The following is a 16513-nucleotide window of genomic DNA, read 5'->3' as shown; positions in this document are numbered from 1 at the left end:
CTGCGTGAATGGACTCTACGTGCGTCAAAAACCCGCAACAAACGAAATCTCTGCATGCGCGCCATGACAAAAGCTCATGCACCGCGAACGCAATCCGGAGCGCCGGCGACCCCGGCAGGCATGAGCACTTGCTTGACTTCCTGGAAGGCGGCGAGCCCGAACGGACCCAGTTCGCGCCCGATGCTGCTGCGCTTGTAGCCGCCCCATGAGGTCTGAGGAAAGATGACCTGCGGCGCGTTGATCCACACGACGCCCGCTTCCAGCTCGGCCGCCACTCGCCTGCCCCGCCCGGCGTCGCGCGTGACGACCGTGGCGACCAGGCCGAACTCGGTATCGTTGGCCGCGCCGATGGCCTCTTCCTCGGTATCGAAGCTGCGCAGGCACAGCACGGGGCCAAAGATTTCCTCGCGCCACAGCGGGCTTTCGGCCGGGATATCGACGAACATCGTCGGTTTCACGAAGTAGCCGGGACCGGCTGGCGCCTCGCCTTCGATCACGAGGCGCGCGCCGTCGGCCTTGCCACGCGCGATGTAGCGCTGCACGCGTTCGTACTGCGCGCGGCTGGTGAGTGGCCCCATTTGGACGCCGGAACTGAATGGATCGCCCACGACCGTGCGCGTTGCGCGGTCGGCGAGACGCGCGGCAAGTGCGTCCGCTATCGGTCGTTCGACCAGCACGCGCGAAGTGGCCGAGCACATCTGGCCGCCATTGAAAAACGCGCCGCCCGCGACGAGGTCGGTGGCGAGATCGAGATCCGCATCGGCGAACACGATGATGGAGGACTTCCCGCCCAGTTCCAGACTCACGCCCTTGATCGTGTCCGCGGCGGCTTTCATGACCTGCGCGCCAACGGCCGTGCTCCCGGTAAAGGAAACTTTCGCGACGAGCGGGTGTGCCGCCAACGGCGCCCCGACTTCGGTGCCCGTGCCCGTCACGACGTTGACCACGCCTCCCGGCACACCGGCGTCCGCGATAATCGCCGCAAGCTCCAGCTCGGGCAGCGGCGTTATTTCGGAGGGCTTGAGAATGACCGTGCAGCCGGCCGCAAGCGCGGGCGCGAGCTTCCACGCCGTGGTGACCATCGGGAAGTTCCACGGCACGATCAGCGCAACCACGCCCGCCGGCTCGCGCCGGACAGTCGCCTGATAGTCGTCACTGGGAATCGCGACCCCGGATTCGCCGATTGCGTCGAGCTCTTCGGCGAGGCCCGCGTAGTACTCGAACGTCGCGATGACGTCGCTCACGTCGATTCGCGCTTCGTCCAGCGGTTTGCCGTTGTTGAGTGACTGGAGCGCCGCAAGACGCTCGCGCCGGTCGCTCACACCGCTCGCGATCGCACGAAGCAAGATGGCACGTTGCGCGCCGGTGGTCTTCTTCCAGCTGCGGAAGGCCCGCGCGGCGGCACGCACCGCGCAATCGACATCGGCGGCATTGCCGGCCTCGACCTGGGCAATCGTTTCCTCGGTCGATGGGTTGACGACCGGCAGACGCTGCCCGCCCTCACTCGCGCACCAGAAGCCGTCGATGTAGAGCTGCGTACGCAGCGCGACGCCAGGCTCGAACCCTTCGTGCTGCTTCATGACGGCACCCGTGCAAACCAGTCGGCTTCGTTCACTTCGATCACGGTGGGGATGTCGCGCGATACGGCCTGCTGTAGTTCGGCAGCAAGCGCATCGGGCGTATCCACGCGAGCGGCCACGCAGCCGAACCCGCGCGCCAGCGCGAGAAAGTCCGGCGTGTGGATATCGACGCCGACCGGCACGATGTCGCGCGCCGTCATGTATCGGCGTATCTCGCCGTAGCCAAAGTTGTTCCACAAGAGAACCACCACGGGCACCCTGGCTTCAACGGCGCTGGCGAGTTCCGGCAGCGTGAACTGCAGCCCGCCGTCGCCGATCAGGCAAACCACGGGGCGATCGGGCGCGGCGAGCTTCGCGCCAACCGCCGCCGGAAGCCCGTAGCCCAGCGTGCCGTAGCCGGTCGACGAGTTGAACCATGAACGCGGTTGCGGTGCGTCGTGCACGAAGTTGCCCGCATACACGGGGCTGGTCGAGTCGCCCGCGATGATGACGTGTGGCAACGCGGCCGTGATCGTGTCGACAAGGCGCTTCTGCGAGCGCGTCGGCGCGTCGTAGCTGGCCTCCACGGCCTGCCGCGCGAGCGCAACCCGCTGCGCGCCCCAGTCGCGCTGACACGCCGCCGTGACGCATTCATGCAGCCGCGTCGACAGGCTGCCAAGCGCCTGCCGCGAATCGGCGGCGATGGCCACGTCGGGACTAAAGTTGCGCATCAGTTGCTGCGCGTCGATGTCGATGCGGATCAGCCGGCCCTCGATCGAAAAGCCGCCGTCGAACACCACGTCGTAGTCGGTTTCGCCCAACTCGGTGCCGACCGCGAGCACGACGTCCGCTTCGCGGGCCAGCGCCCGCGTTGGCGGCAGCGATTGCGTCGAGCCGAGCAGCAGCGGGTGCCCCGGCGGCAGCAGTCCCTTGGCGTTGATCGTCAGCGCGACCGGCGCCTGCAGGCGCTCGGCGAGTTCCTGCAGTTCGGCCGCGGCGTGCAGCGCGCCACCGCCTGCGAGAATCAGCGGACGCCGCGCCGAGGCGAGCAGGTCTGCCGCCGCAGCGAGGGCGGCCGGGCAGCCCGCCGGCTTCGCTGGCAGCACGGCTGGCATCAGGTTCATGCCGCGAGCGGGCGCGACGATCACATCCAGTGGAATCTCGATGTGCACGGGACGCGGCCGCGCGCCGCCGAAAACGGCAAATGCCCGGGCCAGCACCTGGGGCAGCTCCGCGGCATCGAGCAGTGTGTGCGAGAACGCGGTGAGCCCGGCGAACACGCCGCGCTGCGACGGCAGTTCGTGCAGGCGCCCGTCTCCGTTGCCGAGTTCGCGCCGTGCATTGACGCTCGAAATCACCAGCATCGGAATGGAGTCGGCATAGGCCTGCGCCATCGCGGTCGCGATGTTCGTCATGCCCGGCCCGGTGATGATGAAGCACACGCCCGGTTTTCCGGTCACGCGTGCATAGCCGTCCGCCATGAAGCCCGCACCCTGCTCATGGCGCGGCGTGACGTGGCGAAGGGACGAAGCGGCTAGACCCCGATAAAGCTCGACCGTATGCACGCCCGGGATGCCGAAAACGTACTGGACGCCGTATCCTTCGAGCAGGGTGACGAGCGCCTCTGCGCAGGTCAGGCCCGTTGTATGGGGCCATTCAATTGGCCGCGCGCCGGCTTCCTCGAAGCTGGCGGTAAATTCCGGATAGTTCATGGATGGTCGCGTTCCTGGTTGGTACCGCCCGATGCAAATGCCGGCCCGGCTGGCCTATGCACACGCATCTGCGTCGTTGTCCAAACCATTCTCGGCGGCGCCATGCGGCGCGGACAATCGATATGTTTTCATGAGGTGCATGAGCTTCTTGCATGACCTGAGGAAAACCCACATCCGCACGACGGCGTGCAAGGGTTTACGCCGACCCATGACTGGGGGACATGCGTCGCATGAAATTATTTCGATTGTTCGTGTCCCGCCCTCGCGCAGAAAATGCATTCAGTGAATGCTTTTAAGCGTCTAACCGAATGCAACTGGAGCGAATCATGGACATAGAATATTTCCAGCCCCTGGGCGGCAATGCGATGCCGCGCTGCGGCGGGATCGCGACGATGATGCGGCTGCCCAACGTGCAGAATGCCGAAGGGCTCGATGCATGCTTCGTGGGCGTGCCGTTCGATCTGGGCACATCGAATCGCACCGGCGCGCGCTACGGGCCGCGCCAGATTCGCACCGAATCGGTGTTGCTGCGCCCGTACAACATGGCGACACGCGCCGCACCGTTCGATTCGCTGCGTGTCGCGGATATCGGCGATGTCGCGATCAATCCGTACAACCTCCCCGATTCGATCGCGCGGATCGAGACCGCCTACGACGCAATCCTGAGCCACGGCGCGACGCCGATCACGCTCGGCGGCGACCATACGATCACGCTGCCGATCCTGCGTGCCATTCATCGCAAGCACGGCAAGGTCGGACTGATTCACGTCGACGCGCACGCGGACGTCAACGACACGATGATGGGCGAGAAGATCGCGCACGGCACACCGTTTCGCCGCGCCGTCGAGGAAGGGCTGCTCGACTGCCAGCGTGTGGTGCAGATCGGTCTGCGCGGCACCGGCTACGCCGCCGAAGACTTCGACTGGTGCCGCGAACAGGGTTTTCGCGTGGTGCAAGCCGAGGAATGCTGGAACCGCTCGCTCGAACCGTTGATGGCAGAGGTGCGCGAGCGCGTTGGCGGAGGACCGGTGTATTTGAGTTTCGATATCGACGGGATCGACCCGGCTTACGCGCCCGGTACCGGCACGCCGGAGATCGCGGGACTGACGGTCCCGCAAGCCCTCGAAATCATTCGTGGCGCATGGGGGCTCGACCTCGTGGGCGCCGATGTGGTCGAAGTCGCGCCGCCGTACGATCCGTTCGGCACCACCGCCCTGCTAGCCGCCAATCTCGCATACGAAGCGCTGTGCGTGCTCCCGCGTGTGAAGCGCCGCGCGTGAATCGGGATATTGCCCGCTTTGGCGGCGACCCCGCTTTGCTCGAGCTGACGGACGCGCTACTCGATCAAAACGGGGTGCGTTACCGTGCGACGCGATCGGTTCGCGCCAGGTGATCCTCCAGCCTGCGCAGGCCCATTGTCAGCGCCAGTGTCATCAGCCAGTATGCTGCGGCAATCGCCAGGTAAGGCTCCCAGTAGCGACCGTAGGCACCGGCCACAGTGCGTGCAGCATAGGCCATCTCACCGAGACCGATTGCCGAGATCAACGACGTGTCCTTGAGCAGCGAAATCACGTTGTTGCCCAGTGGCGGCAACATGCGCCGGAAGGCCTGGGGAATCACAACGTAACGCATCATCTGTCCGTGCGTCATGCCGAGCGACTGGCCCGCCTGCCTCTGGCCGATCGCAATCGACTGGATGCCTGCGCGAAACACCTCGGAGATATAAGCGCTGGAGTTCAGCGTCAGCGCCGCCACGCCCGAGATCAGCGCCCCGTGATTCTGCTTCAAGGTTCGAGCCAGATCGCCGCTAATCAGGAGCCCGTGCACAGGATGGATGAACACCGGCATCACCGCGAAATGCATCAGCAAGATCTGCACGAACAACGGCGTACCACGAAAGAAACTCACATAGGCCGTAGACGGCCAACGGAGCACATATTTGCACACCGTCCGCCACGGCTGATGCCTCGCGTCGGCAAGCCGCGCCAGCGCCAACAACAGGCCCAGGGCGCAGCCCATCAGCACGCAGGCCACCGTCGTGCCAACGGTGACCAGTGCCCCCTCCCAGAACAGTTGCCTGTACTCCACCAGGATGTCCGGGCGGAACCAGCCGAACCACATGACCGGATTGCTGTCTTCCATGCTCGCTTTCAATAAAAGGCCGAAGCGCGGGCGGGCCCGGCGCGCGCCGGGGCATCACGCCATTATTGCGGCTTGAAGTCCTGGTTGAACCACTTCTTGTAGATCACGTTGTAGCTGCCATCTGCGCGGATCGCCGCCAACCCGGCGTTAATCTTGTCCAGCAGCGCCTTGTCGCCCTTGCGGACGACGATTCCGTAGTATTCCTTGGGGAAATTCGCGTCTTCCACGGTCTTGAGACCAGGATTCTGCGATACCCGGTACGCAATGACACCGTTGTCGCCAATTGCCGCGTCTACTCCACCTGAAGCCAGTTCGGAAATGATGAGCGGCGTGCTTTCGAAACGGCGGATATTCGGGTTGGTCTTGCCCACCTCACGGCTCATGACATCGTCAGCCGTGGAACCGCTCACCACGGAGACCTTCTTGCCATCCAGGTCCTTCAGCGACTTCACCGAACTGCTCTTGGGCACCGCGATCAACTGGCGCGCATCGAAATACGGCGTCGAGAAGTCAAAACTCTGCTTACGCTTGTCGTTGATCGTGACACCGGAGATGACCAGGTCCACGTCGCCATTGTTGAGCGACGCGAAGATGCTGGTGAACGGCGTGTTCACAATACGCAGTTTCATATGCTGCTGCCTGGCGATCGCATCGATGATGTCGATGTCAAAACCTACGATCTGCTTGTCCTTGTTTTCAAACGCGAACGGCGTATAGGTCGCGCTCGATGCCACAACCAGTTCGCGGTCTTCCGCGTGTGCGGCGACAGACCAGATAGCACAGGCGGCCACCGAGGCGGCAAGGGTGAGGAAGAATTTTTTCACAGCGTCGTCGCCCCGAGACAAGAAAAGTTGGAAAAGTATATAGCAATCCACTAAAAAGCCTACCAGCCAAAATTCGTCTACATCCCGTGTTCGCGCGCCGCGACGCCGCCCGCACTTTGACGATCATCCGGCGCATCTTCGCCGGGCGGGCTGCGTTGAACATGGCGCACTCGCCGGCATGGATCGACCGGCGCGCGTCATTAGCATTCGACAATCCATTCGTAGTGCCACGCAGATCTACGTTCCTATAATTGCCCGGCGTGCCAACCCATCCTTTCACCCCGGAGCCATCTTCATGATTCGACGCACTCTGTCCATTCTCGCCGCGCTCGCGCTCGTGCTGCCGTTTTCCAGCGCTCCCGCCTTCTCCGCCGGCTCGCCGACGCCGCTCAAGGTGGGTGTGGCCGGCGGCGTAGACGAGCAGATCTGGGAGGTCGTCACGCAGGTTGCGAAGAAGGACGGGCTGGATGTGGAGGCAATCGTGATCAGCGGCACCGCAAGCCCGAATGAGGCGCTGAACAACGGCGATCTGAACGCCAATTCCTTCCAGCACATTCCGTATCTGCGCGATCAGGTCAAGTCGCGCGGCTACAAGATCGTGGCGGTTGGCGACACGTATATTTCGCCTATCGGCTTCTACTCGAAGAAGTACAAGTCGCTCGAGGCGCTCCCTGTCGGCGCAACGGTCAGCATTCCTGCCGACCCGAGCAACCAGACCCGGGCCCTCGTGATCCTGCGCGATCACAAGCTCATCACGTTGCGCGATGGCTTCGATCCCTACACCGGCACCGCTTCGCTACAGGACGTGCGCTCCAACCCACGCAAGCTGAATTTCGTCGAGGCCGACCCGCTGGTCCAGGCGCGCTCGCTGCCCGACGTCGATGCCGCAGCCATCGTCAATAACGTGGCGTCCGAGGCGGGCCTTTACGCCACGCGCGACGGCATCGCGGTCGAGCACAAGGAGCACAACCCCTACGTGAACATCATCGCGGTGCGCGAGCAGGACCGCAACGCGCCGTGGGTGCCGAAGCTCGTCAAGGCGTATCAGTCAGAGGAAGTCAGGCACTTTATCCAGACACACTTCAATGGCTCCGTGACTCCCGCATTCTGATACTTCGCATGCCTGCGCATGTTGCCATCTCGAGGTGAAAGGTTATGTCGCCAACCCTGGCTGACCGCTACGTGCAGGCCCTGCTGCAGACCCTGCTAATGGTGGGCGCGTCGATGCTGATCGCGATCGTCGCCGGCATGCTGCTCGCGATCGTGCTCACGGTGAACGCACCGGGCGGGCTTTATCCGCGACCGCTACTGCACAAGACGCTCTCGACCGCCATTAACATGTTCCGCGCGATCCCCTTCATCATCCTGCTGGTCGCGCTGCTGCCGGTCACGCGCTTCATTGTCGGTACGACGCTGGGCGCGTGGGCCGCCGTCGTGCCGTTGAGCGCGAACCTGATTCCGTTCTTTGCGCGCATCGTCCAGGTCAATCTCGGCGGTGTGGAGCCAGGGCTCATCGAGGCCGCGCGCGCGATGGGCTGCAAACGCTCCCAGATCGTCCACCACGTGCTGTTGCCCGAAGCGCTGCCCGGCATTCTCGGCGGCGTCACGGTAACCGCAATCGCGATGATCGACATGTCGGCGATGGCCGGCGCCGTCGGCGGCGGCGGCCTTGGCGACATGGCGATTCGCTATGGCTACGAACGCTATGAAACCCGGGTGATGATCGTCGTGATCTTCATCCTGGTCGCGCTCGTATCGGTGATTCAGCTGATCGGCGAATATTTCGCTCGCCGGGTCGATCGCAAGCACTGACGACGCCCAGCCGTGCAGGAAATCCGTCGAGTTACCGGTGGTGATACTTCGAATCCACTTCGTTGATCGCCGCGACGTTGCCTGCGCTACGCCCGTTTTCGTCGAACGTGTTGTCGAGAAAAGCATCGGCAATGGCCTTGGCCACCTCCGGCCCGATCACGCGCGAGCCCATCGTGATGATCTGCGCATTGTTCGAGAGCGCCGCGCGTTCCGCGGAGTAGGTGTCGTGGCACAGCGCGGCGCGAATGCCCGGCACCTTGTTCGCCGAAATGCTGACACCGATGCCGGTGCCGCACACGAGAATCGCGCGGTCGTATGCGCCGCTGATCACGCCGGATGCCACGCGGTCCGAGAGATTGGCGTAAAACTCATTCGGATTCGATTCGTTGCTCGACACTTCGAAGACGTCGAAACGATCTTTCAGGTAGTCGGCCAGCACCCGGGCCAATCCGACTCCGGCACTGTCGCCTCCAATGGCCACTTTCATGGCGATCTCCTTGAGAATAGGGGTTGGCAAGCCCGCATCGTGGTCAGAGCACTGCCCCGACGCGCTTCAATATGTCCAGATACCCGCTCACATGCCACGCCGAACGGCCGATGAAAAGCCCGTCGATATTCGGGCAGGCCGTGAGTTCGGCGCAGTTGTCGGGGTTGACCGAGCCGCCGTACAGGCACGGGATGCGGCGGCCGAGAATCGCCTGAGCGACCTGACTGATTTCCGCCTGTCGCGCGTCGGCGTACTCGGGGCTGGCGGGAACGCCGTGTTCGCCAATGGCCCACACCGGCTCGTACGCGAGCAGAATCGGCGCTGCGCGCTGTTCCGGGCCGAGTCTTGCCAGTGCGCCACGGACCTCGGCAGCCAGCACTTCCGCGGCCCGGCCGCTTTGCTTGTCGGCGAGCGTCTCGCCGATACAGACCAACGGCGTCAGCCCATGGCGCACGGCGGCCTCGACCTTGAGGCCAACAGTGTCGTCGGTCTCGCCGAAATGCTCGCGCCGTTCGGAATGGCCCAGTTCGACGAGATCCATTCCGCAATCGACGAGCATCGGCGGCGCAATTTCGCCGGTCCAGGCGCCGTGCTCATCCCAGTGCATGTTTTGCGCGCCGACCTTGATACCGGTCTCCGCAAGAATGGATTTGACTTCCCGAATCGCGGTGAAAGGCGGAATCACGAAGCACTGAATGCGTGGGTCGTCGGGGCTGGCAAGCATGCGCTCGGCAAAAGCGATCGCTTCCGCCAGCGTCTTGTTCATCTTCCAGCTCGTGCCGACCCAAAAGAGGGAATCAGTCATGGTTACCTTGTTGCGCATCTGCGCTCACGTTTCGCAGCGCATGTCGCGCCGGAACCGGCGGGNGTGGCTCGCCCCGCCAGTCCGGCGCACTGATCAATACGCCAGCCAACTCACTTCGACAGCACGAACGGCGCGGTGTACTTCGACGCATTCGCTTTGGTGATCAGCACGCAGTCGAACAGCTGCTTCTCGCTCGATGCGCCCGTCTTGCCGGTTTTCAGGAACTGGTCTGCCTCCTGCACCGCCTTGGCGGAAAACTCGGCGACCGGTTGCAGCACCGTGTACTGCAACTCGCCGGCCTTGACCGCATCGACCGCTGCGGGCGAACCGTCGAAGCCGCCGACCTTCACGCTCTTGATCTTGCCGGCCTGCTTGAGCGCGGCGATCGCGCCGAGCGCCATTTCGTCGTTGCCGCTAATGACACCGATCACGTCCGGATGCGCCTGCATCAGGCTCTGCGTGGCGTTGAAACCTTGCGTGCGGTCCCAGTTGGCCACTTGCGAGCCCACCACCTTCAGATCCGGATACTGGCTCAGCACCGATTTGTAGCCGTTCGAGCGCGTCGCGGCGTTGTTGTCGGACGGCGCGCCGAGCAATTCGACGTAATTGCCCTTCGAGCCGACGTCCTTGACCCATTGCTGGGCGCCCAGAGCCGCGCCTTGAGCGTTGTTCGAAACCAGCTGCGCCTTGGCGAGGCCCGGCTGATTGATTTCCGCGTTGACGAGGAACACCGGAATCTTCGCGGCGATCGCCTTCTTCACGGCGCCAACGGAACCGCTCGCGTTGGCCGGGTCGAGAATGATCGCGACCGACTTGTTGGTGATGGCGGTGTCGATCTGCTGACTCTCGGTATTCGTGTCGCCTTTCGATGCGGAAACGTTGGCGGTGTAGCCGAGCTTTTTGGCTTCAGCAGCGGCGATGTTGCCTTCGGCAAGCCAGTACGGGTTCGCAGGATCGTTGACGATGATGCTGATGAGGCCGGCGGCTTGAGCCTGTCCGGCGAACAAGGGCGCGGCCAGGGCGATGGCCGCAAGGATCGTGGTCTTTGTCTTCAAGGTCATGAGTTGTCTCCTCCAAGGTTGATGATGGTGTAAAGCTTCAATTCACTTCTCGCTTGCCGGTCGTACTGCTCATGCCTTGCCGCCGCCTTGCGAAGAAGCCAGTTGTCCACCGGTCGGCGCGGGACGCTTGACGCGGCGGCGATATTGAATGGCGTTCAGCAACACCGCGAGGACGATGACCGCGCCGGTGAATACGGTTTGCCAGTAAGACGAGATGCCGATGATCACGAGACCGTCGGACAGAAAGCCGATCACGAATGCGCCGAGCAGCGTGCCGCGGATATTGCCGGTGCCGCCCATCAGCGACGCGCCTCCGATCACCACGGCCGCGATGGCCGTCAGTTCGTAGCTCGTGCCCGCCGTCGGACCGGCGGAGGTGAGCTGCGAGGAGAGAATCAGGCCGGCGATCGCCGCGCAAATGCCCGAGAGCATGTACACGCTGATCTGCACGTGTTTTACCGGCACGCCGGAGAGTTCCGCCGCGCGAGCATTGCCGCCCGAGGCATAGAGCCAGCGGCCGAATGCCGAGCGATTGAGCACGATGCTGCAGAGAACCGCGATCACCACCAGGATCAGCACGCCCACCGGCACGTTGAACAGCCGGTCGAAGCCAAGCCAGTCGAAGCCGGTATTGCCCAGATCGGCCTGTCCGCCCAGGTTGTTATAGGTGAGACCGTTGGTCATCAGCAGCGCGAAGCCGCGCACGACATACATGACGCCGAGCGTGGCGACGAACGCCGGCACGCGGAAACGCGCGATCAGAATCCCGTTGACGAGGCCGATGAAAGCGCCGAGCGCGCAGCACAGCACGACCACCACCCAGACCGACGGATACAGCACGACGCCGAGCACGTTCAGCGTCACGCCCTGCATGAAGAATCCCGCGACGACACCGGAGAGTCCGAGCGTGGAGCCAACCGAGAGGTCGATCCCCCCGTTGATGATCACGAGCAGCATGCCGATCGCAAGGATCCCGTAAATGGCCACGTGTGAGGCCATTGTCAGGAAGTTTTCTAGTGCGAAATAATTGGGTGACAGAAAGGAAAAGATAATGACGATGGCGATCAGCGCGAAAAACGCACGTCCTTCGAGCAGGATCTTGCCAAAGTCAAGCCCTTCTCCGCCGAAGCGACTGGATCTCGGTGTTTTGGCGGCATGGTTCATGTTGAATGTCTCCTGGCATTGCTACGATCAGACAACAACGGCTTCGCCCGAGGCGGCCATGATGTCGTCCTTGTTGGCATCCGGTCCGAATTCGGCCGATATCTTGCCGCGCCGCATGACGATGATGCGATGCGCGACGCTCAGGCACTCCCCGACTTCCGAAGTCGAATAGACCACGGCCAGACCTTGCTTCGCGTTCTCCGCGAGCAGGCGAAACACCTCCGCTTTCGCGCCGATGTCGATGCCGCGGCTGGGTTCGTCGAGCAGGATGACTTTCGGCCCGGTTGCCAGCATCTTGCCGATCACCACCTTTTGCTGATTGCCCCCGGAGAGCGAGCGGATCGATGCACCCGCTTCCGAGGTCTTGACGTGCACGTTGCGGATCGATTCGCCCACGAGTTCGCGCTCGGCGCCAGGCGACATCAAGAACCCCTTCACGAAGGAGCGGATGCTCGCGAGCGACAGGTTCGAGCCCACGCTCATGGTCGGTACGAGCCCATCGCGCTGCCGGTCCTCCGGCACCAGCACGAGGCCCTTCGCGATGCGCTCGCCAATGCTCAGCGACGCCATGTCCTCGCCTTCGAGCCGCACCTTGCCGCCCGTGACGGGGAGGTGCGTGCGCCCGGCCACCGCTTCGAGCAGTTCCGTGCGGCCCGCGCCCATCAATCCGTAAATGCAGACGATCTCGCCCGCGCGCACCTTGAGCGACAGATGATCGACCACCGAGGTGCCCGTGCCCGATTCGTCGGCGACGCTGATGTCGTCGATGTCGAGCGCGACGTCGCCGAACGCGTAACCCGTCGGCGGCGAGCCGAGATCGAAGTTCTCGCCGACCATGTTGCGCACGATCCAGCCGAGGTCGATGTCCTTCCTCTGCGCCGTGGCGGTGATCCTGCCGTCGCGCAAGACCACGGCGTAGTCCGTGACCTGCAACGCCTCTTCGAGATGATGCGAGATGTACACGATCGAAACGCCGCGGCTCGTCAGGTCGCGAATCACCTTGAAGAGCACCTCGACCTCGGAGGCGCTCAGCGCGGAAGTCGGCTCGTCCATGATGAGGATGCGCGAATCGACCGAGAGCGCACGTGCGATCTCGACCACCTGCTGCTGGCCGAGGCGCAGGTCGTGGACCAGCGTCATCGGGTCGATCTCTTCTTCGAGGTCGACCATCAGTGCCTGCGTCTGGCGCGCCTCTTCGGCGAAGTCCACGCCGGTCGGCGTGCGCAACTCCCGGCCCATGAAGATGTTGTCGCGCACGCTCAGATTGGGCGCGAGGCTCAACTCCTGGTGAATGATCGAGATGCCGTGATCGCGCGCATCGCTCGACGAGACGAAAGCGACGCGCTCGCCGTCGAGTTCGATCTCACCCGACGTGGGCTTTTCCACGCCGGAAAGAATCTTCATCAAGGTCGACTTGCCTGCGCCGTTCTCGCCAAACAGCGTCGTGACCTTGCCGCGATGGATCTCGAAGTTCACGCCCTTCAGGGCATGCACGCCGCCGTATGACTTGACGATGTTGCGCGCGGACAGCAGGACGCCGTCCTTCGTTGCGGCCGGTGTCGTGATTGGGATCGCGGTGCTCATTTGACGTCCAGCTTCACAGGAGTGACGAGCCAGCCGTTCGGATTGATCAGCTGGAACACGCCGACGACCGAGACGGTCTTGCCGGTCAATCTGGTCGTATCGATCTTCGACAGGACCGCTTTCTTCATTTCAGAATTGATCGCGTAGCCGGCGTTCTGATAGTCGATCTGGTTGGTGAACTGCCCGAAGCTGATGTTGCCGGTGGCGTCGCGCAGATCCGTGCCGTTGATTGCCGGCCCCGTTTGCACGCGCACGACAAGCGAATCAGGCAGACCGGGCACCTTCACTTCGTACACGCCCGCGTCTTCCTTGCCCGCCACGCCGGTGAACTTCACCGCCATCTCGGGACCCACGCCGCCGCCAGCCACACCGTATTGCTTGCCCGCCGCGTCCTGATCCGTGGCGATGGCAGCGGCCAGCGTGGCGGCATCGACCGCACGCTTTTCGATGGCTGCCTGGGTTTTCGGGAACTGCTTCGTGCCGTAGGCGGCCGGTTCGAATTCTTTGGTCTGCGAGTCCGCGTCGGAGCCGATCTTCACGACCCTCGTGCTCATCGCCATCGCAACCAGCAACATCACCAGCAACACCACTTCGATCACGAGGCGAGCCTTGTGCCCGGAATGACCCTTCGTCGATGGAGCAATGGCGCTCATTGGCTCACCCCCCTTGCGTCGCAACGACGGCTTTGCCGGTCGTCTGCCCATTCAATCCGTGCCATGTCTCCTCCAGTTTTCTACGATCACATTGACCACCATCGCGGCCGACGCCGCACCCGGATCCATGTGTCCGATGCTGCGTTCACCGAGACGCGACGACCGCCCCTTGGTCGCGACCATCGCGATCGTCGACTCGGCGCCCGCCGTTGCCGCCTCGCCCGCGCGCGTCATGATCTCGCGCACCGGCAAGCCTTCCTCCATGCCGTGTTCGATCGCCGCCGCAGCGGGCGCCCAGGCATCGACCATGGTCTTTTCGCCGATTTCGGCCCGTCCGCGCGAGCGGATGCCTTCAGCCATCGCGACGATCAGGCCCGGCGCCTCGTTCAGCGGGAGTTCCTGGCGCGCACCGGCAACCTTGGCCGCGCGCATGAATGCAGTGGCATAGAGCGGTCCCGACGAAGCGCCAACCGCGTTCAGGAAGCCCTTGGCCGCCGCATTCAACTGATCCGCGAGGGTGGCTTCCGCCGGCAGCGTCTCGATCGCGTTCGAGGCGGCAGTCAAGCCCTGCTCCATCGCGATACCGTGATCCGCGTCGCCGATCGCGCCATCGAGCCGGCAAAGCTCGTCGCGCGCCTTCGCGATGGCGTCCGCGAGTTCGCGGAACAGGCGTGCCATATCGGCGGTCGTCAGCGCGGGCATCATGCGGCCCTCTGCTGAAACATCGCGCATTCGCACGGGTGATCGATGAGGCGCTGGAGTTCGTCGTCCAGATGCATCACGGTGATCGACGCGCCCGCCATTTCGAGCGACGTGCAAAGCGGCCCGACCAGCGTGCGATGCACCACGAGCCCCGCTTCCCTCAGGCGCTGCGCAACGCGGCGGTTGAGGATGTACAGCTCCATGAGCGGCGTGGAACCGAGCGAGTTCACGAGTACGGCAACGCGATCGCCTTTGGCGGCGCCCATCTCGGCGAGGATCGCATCCATGATCTCGTCGGTGATGGCGTCGGCGGTGCGCAGCGTCTCGCGGCGCATGCCCGGCTCGCCGTGAATGCCCATGCCGATTTCCATTTCACCGGGCGCGATCTCGAAGTTCGGACGTCGCGTTTGCGGCAGCGAGCACGGCGCGAGCGCCACCCCCAGCGTGTAGGTGCGCGCGTTGGCATGACGCGCCACGCGCTCCACCTCGTCGAGCGGCATCATCAGATCGGCGGCGGCGCCCGCCGCCTTGAAGATGAACACGTTGCCCGCCACGCCGCGCCGCGTTGCGCGCTTCTCGCGCGGCGCCGAGGCAATGTCGTCGGTCGTCAGCACCGTGCGCGCCTCGACGCCCTCGAGTTCGAGCATCTCGGTGGCCATGTCGAAGTTCATCACGTCGCCGGCATAGTTGCCGTACATGAACAGCACGCCCGCGCCGCCATGCGCGGCGAGCGCGGCATCCACGGCCGGTTGCGGCGGCGGCGACGCGAAGACGTTGCCGATCACCGCCGCGTCGGCCAGCCCCCTGCCGACGAAGCCCAGAAACGTCGGCTCATGGCCCGACCCGCCGCCAATCACGAGCGCCACCTTGCCGGCACGCGGCCCGTTGCGCGCGACGATCGCGCGCGGCGCGCTGTCGTTGCGCGTGAGCAGATCGCCGTGGGCGGCCATGATGCCTTCCAGCATCTCGTCGACGGCGGCGTCGCCGTCGTTGATCAGTTTCTGTGTCCTCGTGCCGTGCATCGTCGGATCTCCTCAGATATTCAGATCGGCAACGCCGGAATCGAAATGCGGCGCCCAGAACGCCACGGATTCGGCGATCTGCTCGACGACTTGCCGGTCGGTCGGCTCGCGCTCCTTGAACGACAGCTCGAGGCAAATCTCGTTGTCGCGTCCGCCGCCTTCGTGCAGCGCCTTGATCAGCGGCTCGGGCTGAATGCGGCCGCGCGCGTTGAACTCGGCGGTGAAAGGACGATGACCGCCCTTGTCCATCAGCGACTGCTTGATGTGAATGATCGGCGACACCCGCGGCACGGCACGCGCCCACGCATACGGGTCGAAATCGTCCGGGTTGGGGCTGGTGACGTCGCCGTGGTCGATATCGGCCATCATCCACATGGGGATCGCCATGTTCGCGGCGCTCAGCTTGTCCTGCAGCGCCATGCACGCGGCAATGGTCTCACCGAACTCGCGGCCGATCGACATGGGCTCCCAGAACACGTATTTCAGCCCCGCCGCCTTCGCATGCCCGGCGACTTCGGCCCAGCAATCGATCGCGGTCTGGATCAGCGCATCGCGGCGCGCCCGGTCGTCGAAGTCCTTGTAGGTGAAGATAGCGAACTGCGTGCCGATGGAATCGCCGCCCAGGTCGGCGGTGATATCCGCGAAAGTCTTGAACCAGTCGACGTAATAGCGGCGCACCTCGGCGTCCGGATGACCGAAGTGGTTCAGCCGCCCGTAAGGCCCCGTCATGCCGGACGTGATGCGCACGCCGGTGCGCGTCATCGCAGCGCGCATCTCGCGCGTCAGCCTGCGCGTCGTTGCTGCCGGCCACGACGGGTTGATGAACTCGTGTGTCAACTGCACGTCACGGATCTTCATGTCGTGCGCAATGGCGTCGATCAGGTCGCCCGGCTCGGCAAAGCGGTTCACCAGCGGATTCGTGTTGAGTGCGAGTGTGAATGCCATGTTCGTCTCGTGTCGTATGGGTTGCCTCGGAGTTGCGGCCC

Annotated in this window: 16 protein-coding genes; 3 read left to right on the top strand and 13 right to left on the bottom strand. The window is 64.0% G+C overall.

All coding sequences use genetic code 11. The features are described from left to right. Positions 1-74 precede the first annotated feature (74 nt). Positions 75-1580 carry an aldehyde dehydrogenase family protein gene (locus A3CW_RS48120; RefSeq protein ID WP_051481831.1) on the bottom strand — a complete coding sequence of 502 codons (1506 nt, stop codon included), beginning with the start codon at positions 1578-1580 and terminating at the stop codon, positions 75-77. Next, the gene (locus tag A3CW_RS0131195) at positions 1577-3271 is read right to left on the bottom strand and encodes a 5-guanidino-2-oxopentanoate decarboxylase (protein WP_081771889.1); all 1695 of its coding nucleotides are present in this window, start codon (positions 3269-3271) and stop codon (positions 1577-1579) included. The genes A3CW_RS48120 and A3CW_RS0131195 overlap by 4 nt, the downstream gene beginning before the upstream one ends. A 326-nt stretch (positions 3272-3597) precedes the next feature. Here A3CW_RS0131195 and speB point away from each other — a divergent pair, with 326 nt between their 5' ends. Then, positions 3598-4551, top strand: coding sequence for an agmatinase (speB, locus tag A3CW_RS0131190; RefSeq protein ID WP_028207066.1), 954 nt, complete (start codon positions 3598-3600; stop codon positions 4549-4551). Positions 4552-4630: 79 nt separating this feature from the next. Here speB and A3CW_RS0131185 read toward each other — a convergent pair whose 3' ends face one another. Beyond that, complete coding sequence (locus A3CW_RS0131185; protein ID WP_028207065.1) at positions 4631-5413, bottom strand: amino acid ABC transporter permease; 783 nt, start codon at positions 5411-5413, stop codon at positions 4631-4633. A 62-nt stretch (positions 5414-5475) separates the two neighbouring features. Continuing rightward, positions 5476-6237, bottom strand: coding sequence for a basic amino acid ABC transporter substrate-binding protein (locus A3CW_RS0131180; RefSeq protein WP_028207064.1), 762 nt, complete (start codon positions 6235-6237; stop codon positions 5476-5478). Positions 6238-6532: 295 nt separating this feature from the next. Here A3CW_RS0131180 and A3CW_RS0131175 point away from each other — a divergent pair, with 295 nt between their 5' ends. Then, entirely contained in the window at positions 6533-7348 is an 816-nt protein-coding gene (locus tag A3CW_RS0131175) for a MetQ/NlpA family ABC transporter substrate-binding protein (RefSeq protein ID WP_028207063.1), read from the top strand. Between the two features lie 44 nt (positions 7349-7392). Next, complete coding sequence (locus A3CW_RS0131170) at positions 7393-8049, top strand: methionine ABC transporter permease (RefSeq protein WP_028207062.1); 657 nt, start codon at positions 7393-7395, stop codon at positions 8047-8049. 31 nt (positions 8050-8080) lie between these two features. Here A3CW_RS0131170 and derI read toward each other — a convergent pair whose 3' ends face one another. The 9 genes from derI to A3CW_RS0131125 all read right to left on the bottom strand — a co-directional run bounded on the left by derI (position 8081) and on the right by A3CW_RS0131125 (position 16472). Further along, entirely contained in the window at positions 8081-8536 is a 456-nt protein-coding gene (gene derI, locus A3CW_RS0131165) for a D-erythrulose-4-phosphate isomerase (RefSeq protein WP_028207061.1), read from the bottom strand. Between the two features lie 43 nt (positions 8537-8579). Beyond that, positions 8580-9341: a triose-phosphate isomerase gene (locus tag A3CW_RS0131160; RefSeq protein WP_028207060.1), complete on the bottom strand. Its 762-nt coding sequence runs from the start codon at positions 9339-9341 to the stop codon at positions 8580-8582. Between the two features lie 110 nt (positions 9342-9451). Further along, positions 9452-10402 carry a D-ribose ABC transporter substrate-binding protein gene (locus A3CW_RS0131155; RefSeq protein WP_028207059.1) on the bottom strand — a complete coding sequence of 317 codons (951 nt, stop codon included), beginning with the start codon at positions 10400-10402 and terminating at the stop codon, positions 9452-9454. Between the two features lie 69 nt (positions 10403-10471). Further along, positions 10472-11566: an ABC transporter permease gene (locus A3CW_RS48115; RefSeq protein WP_035514506.1), complete on the bottom strand. Its 1095-nt coding sequence runs from the start codon at positions 11564-11566 to the stop codon at positions 10472-10474. A gap of 27 nt (positions 11567-11593) precedes the next feature. Beyond that, positions 11594-13150, bottom strand: a complete 1557-nt coding sequence (locus A3CW_RS0131145; protein ID WP_051481830.1) for a sugar ABC transporter ATP-binding protein — start codon at positions 13148-13150, stop codon at positions 11594-11596. Then, positions 13147-13803 carry a DUF2291 family protein gene (locus A3CW_RS0131140; protein ID WP_081771888.1) on the bottom strand — a complete coding sequence of 219 codons (657 nt, stop codon included), beginning with the start codon at positions 13801-13803 and terminating at the stop codon, positions 13147-13149. Before A3CW_RS0131140 ends, A3CW_RS0131145 begins: the two co-directional genes overlap by 4 nt. A gap of 51 nt (positions 13804-13854) precedes the next feature. Beyond that, positions 13855-14508 (bottom strand): dihydroxyacetone kinase subunit DhaL, encoded by a 654-nt coding sequence (gene dhaL, locus A3CW_RS0131135; protein ID WP_081771887.1) that lies wholly within the window; start codon positions 14506-14508, stop codon positions 13855-13857. Beyond that, complete coding sequence (locus tag A3CW_RS0131130; protein ID WP_028207055.1) at positions 14505-15527, bottom strand: dihydroxyacetone kinase subunit DhaK; 1023 nt, start codon at positions 15525-15527, stop codon at positions 14505-14507. The genes dhaL and A3CW_RS0131130 overlap by 4 nt, the downstream gene beginning before the upstream one ends. Positions 15528-15539: 12 nt before the next feature. After that, the gene (locus A3CW_RS0131125) at positions 15540-16472 is read right to left on the bottom strand and encodes a sugar phosphate isomerase/epimerase family protein (protein WP_028207054.1); all 933 of its coding nucleotides are present in this window, start codon (positions 16470-16472) and stop codon (positions 15540-15542) included. Between the last annotated feature and the right edge of the window lie 41 nt (positions 16473-16513).

This window comes from Paraburkholderia nodosa DSM 21604, from assembly GCF_000519185.1.
GTDB classification, from domain to species: Bacteria; Pseudomonadota; Gammaproteobacteria; order Burkholderiales; family Burkholderiaceae; genus Paraburkholderia; species Paraburkholderia nodosa.
Note: the sequence above shows the minus strand (reverse complement) of the source record. Positions and strands in the feature narration are given on the sequence as shown.

Excerpts from the sequence above, each read along its gene's own strand:
- A3CW_RS48120 (WP_051481831.1), bottom strand. The coding sequence starts at position 1,580 with ATGAAGCAGCACGAAGGGTTCGAGCCTGGCGTCGCGCTGCGTACGCAG.
- A3CW_RS0131195 (WP_081771889.1), bottom strand. The coding sequence starts at position 3,271 with ATGAACTATCCGGAATTTACCGCCAGCTTCGAGGAAGCCGGCGCGCGG.
- speB (WP_028207066.1), top strand. The coding sequence starts at position 3,598 with ATGGACATAGAATATTTCCAGCCCCTGGGCGGCAATGCGATGCCGCGC.
- A3CW_RS0131185 (WP_028207065.1), bottom strand. The coding sequence starts at position 5,413 with ATGGAAGACAGCAATCCGGTCATGTGGTTCGGCTGGTTCCGCCCGGAC.
- A3CW_RS0131175 (WP_028207063.1), top strand. The coding sequence starts at position 6,533 with ATGATTCGACGCACTCTGTCCATTCTCGCCGCGCTCGCGCTCGTGCTG.
- A3CW_RS0131170 (WP_028207062.1), top strand. The coding sequence starts at position 7,393 with ATGTCGCCAACCCTGGCTGACCGCTACGTGCAGGCCCTGCTGCAGACC.
- derI (WP_028207061.1), bottom strand. The coding sequence starts at position 8,536 with ATGAAAGTGGCCATTGGAGGCGACAGTGCCGGAGTCGGATTGGCCCGG.
- A3CW_RS0131160 (WP_028207060.1), bottom strand. The coding sequence starts at position 9,341 with ATGACTGATTCCCTCTTTTGGGTCGGCACGAGCTGGAAGATGAACAAG.
- A3CW_RS0131155 (WP_028207059.1), bottom strand. The coding sequence starts at position 10,402 with ATGACCTTGAAGACAAAGACCACGATCCTTGCGGCCATCGCCCTGGCC.
- A3CW_RS48115 (WP_035514506.1), bottom strand. The coding sequence starts at position 11,566 with ATGAACCATGCCGCCAAAACACCGAGATCCAGTCGCTTCGGCGGAGAA.
- A3CW_RS0131145 (WP_051481830.1), bottom strand. The coding sequence starts at position 13,150 with ATGAGCACCGCGATCCCAATCACGACACCGGCCGCAACGAAGGACGGC.
- A3CW_RS0131140 (WP_081771888.1), bottom strand. The coding sequence starts at position 13,803 with ATGAGCGCCATTGCTCCATCGACGAAGGGTCATTCCGGGCACAAGGCT.
- dhaL (WP_081771887.1), bottom strand. The coding sequence starts at position 14,508 with ATGATGCCCGCGCTGACGACCGCCGATATGGCACGCCTGTTCCGCGAA.
- A3CW_RS0131130 (WP_028207055.1), bottom strand. The coding sequence starts at position 15,527 with ATGCACGGCACGAGGACACAGAAACTGATCAACGACGGCGACGCCGCC.
- A3CW_RS0131125 (WP_028207054.1), bottom strand. The coding sequence starts at position 16,472 with ATGGCATTCACACTCGCACTCAACACGAATCCGCTGGTGAACCGCTTT.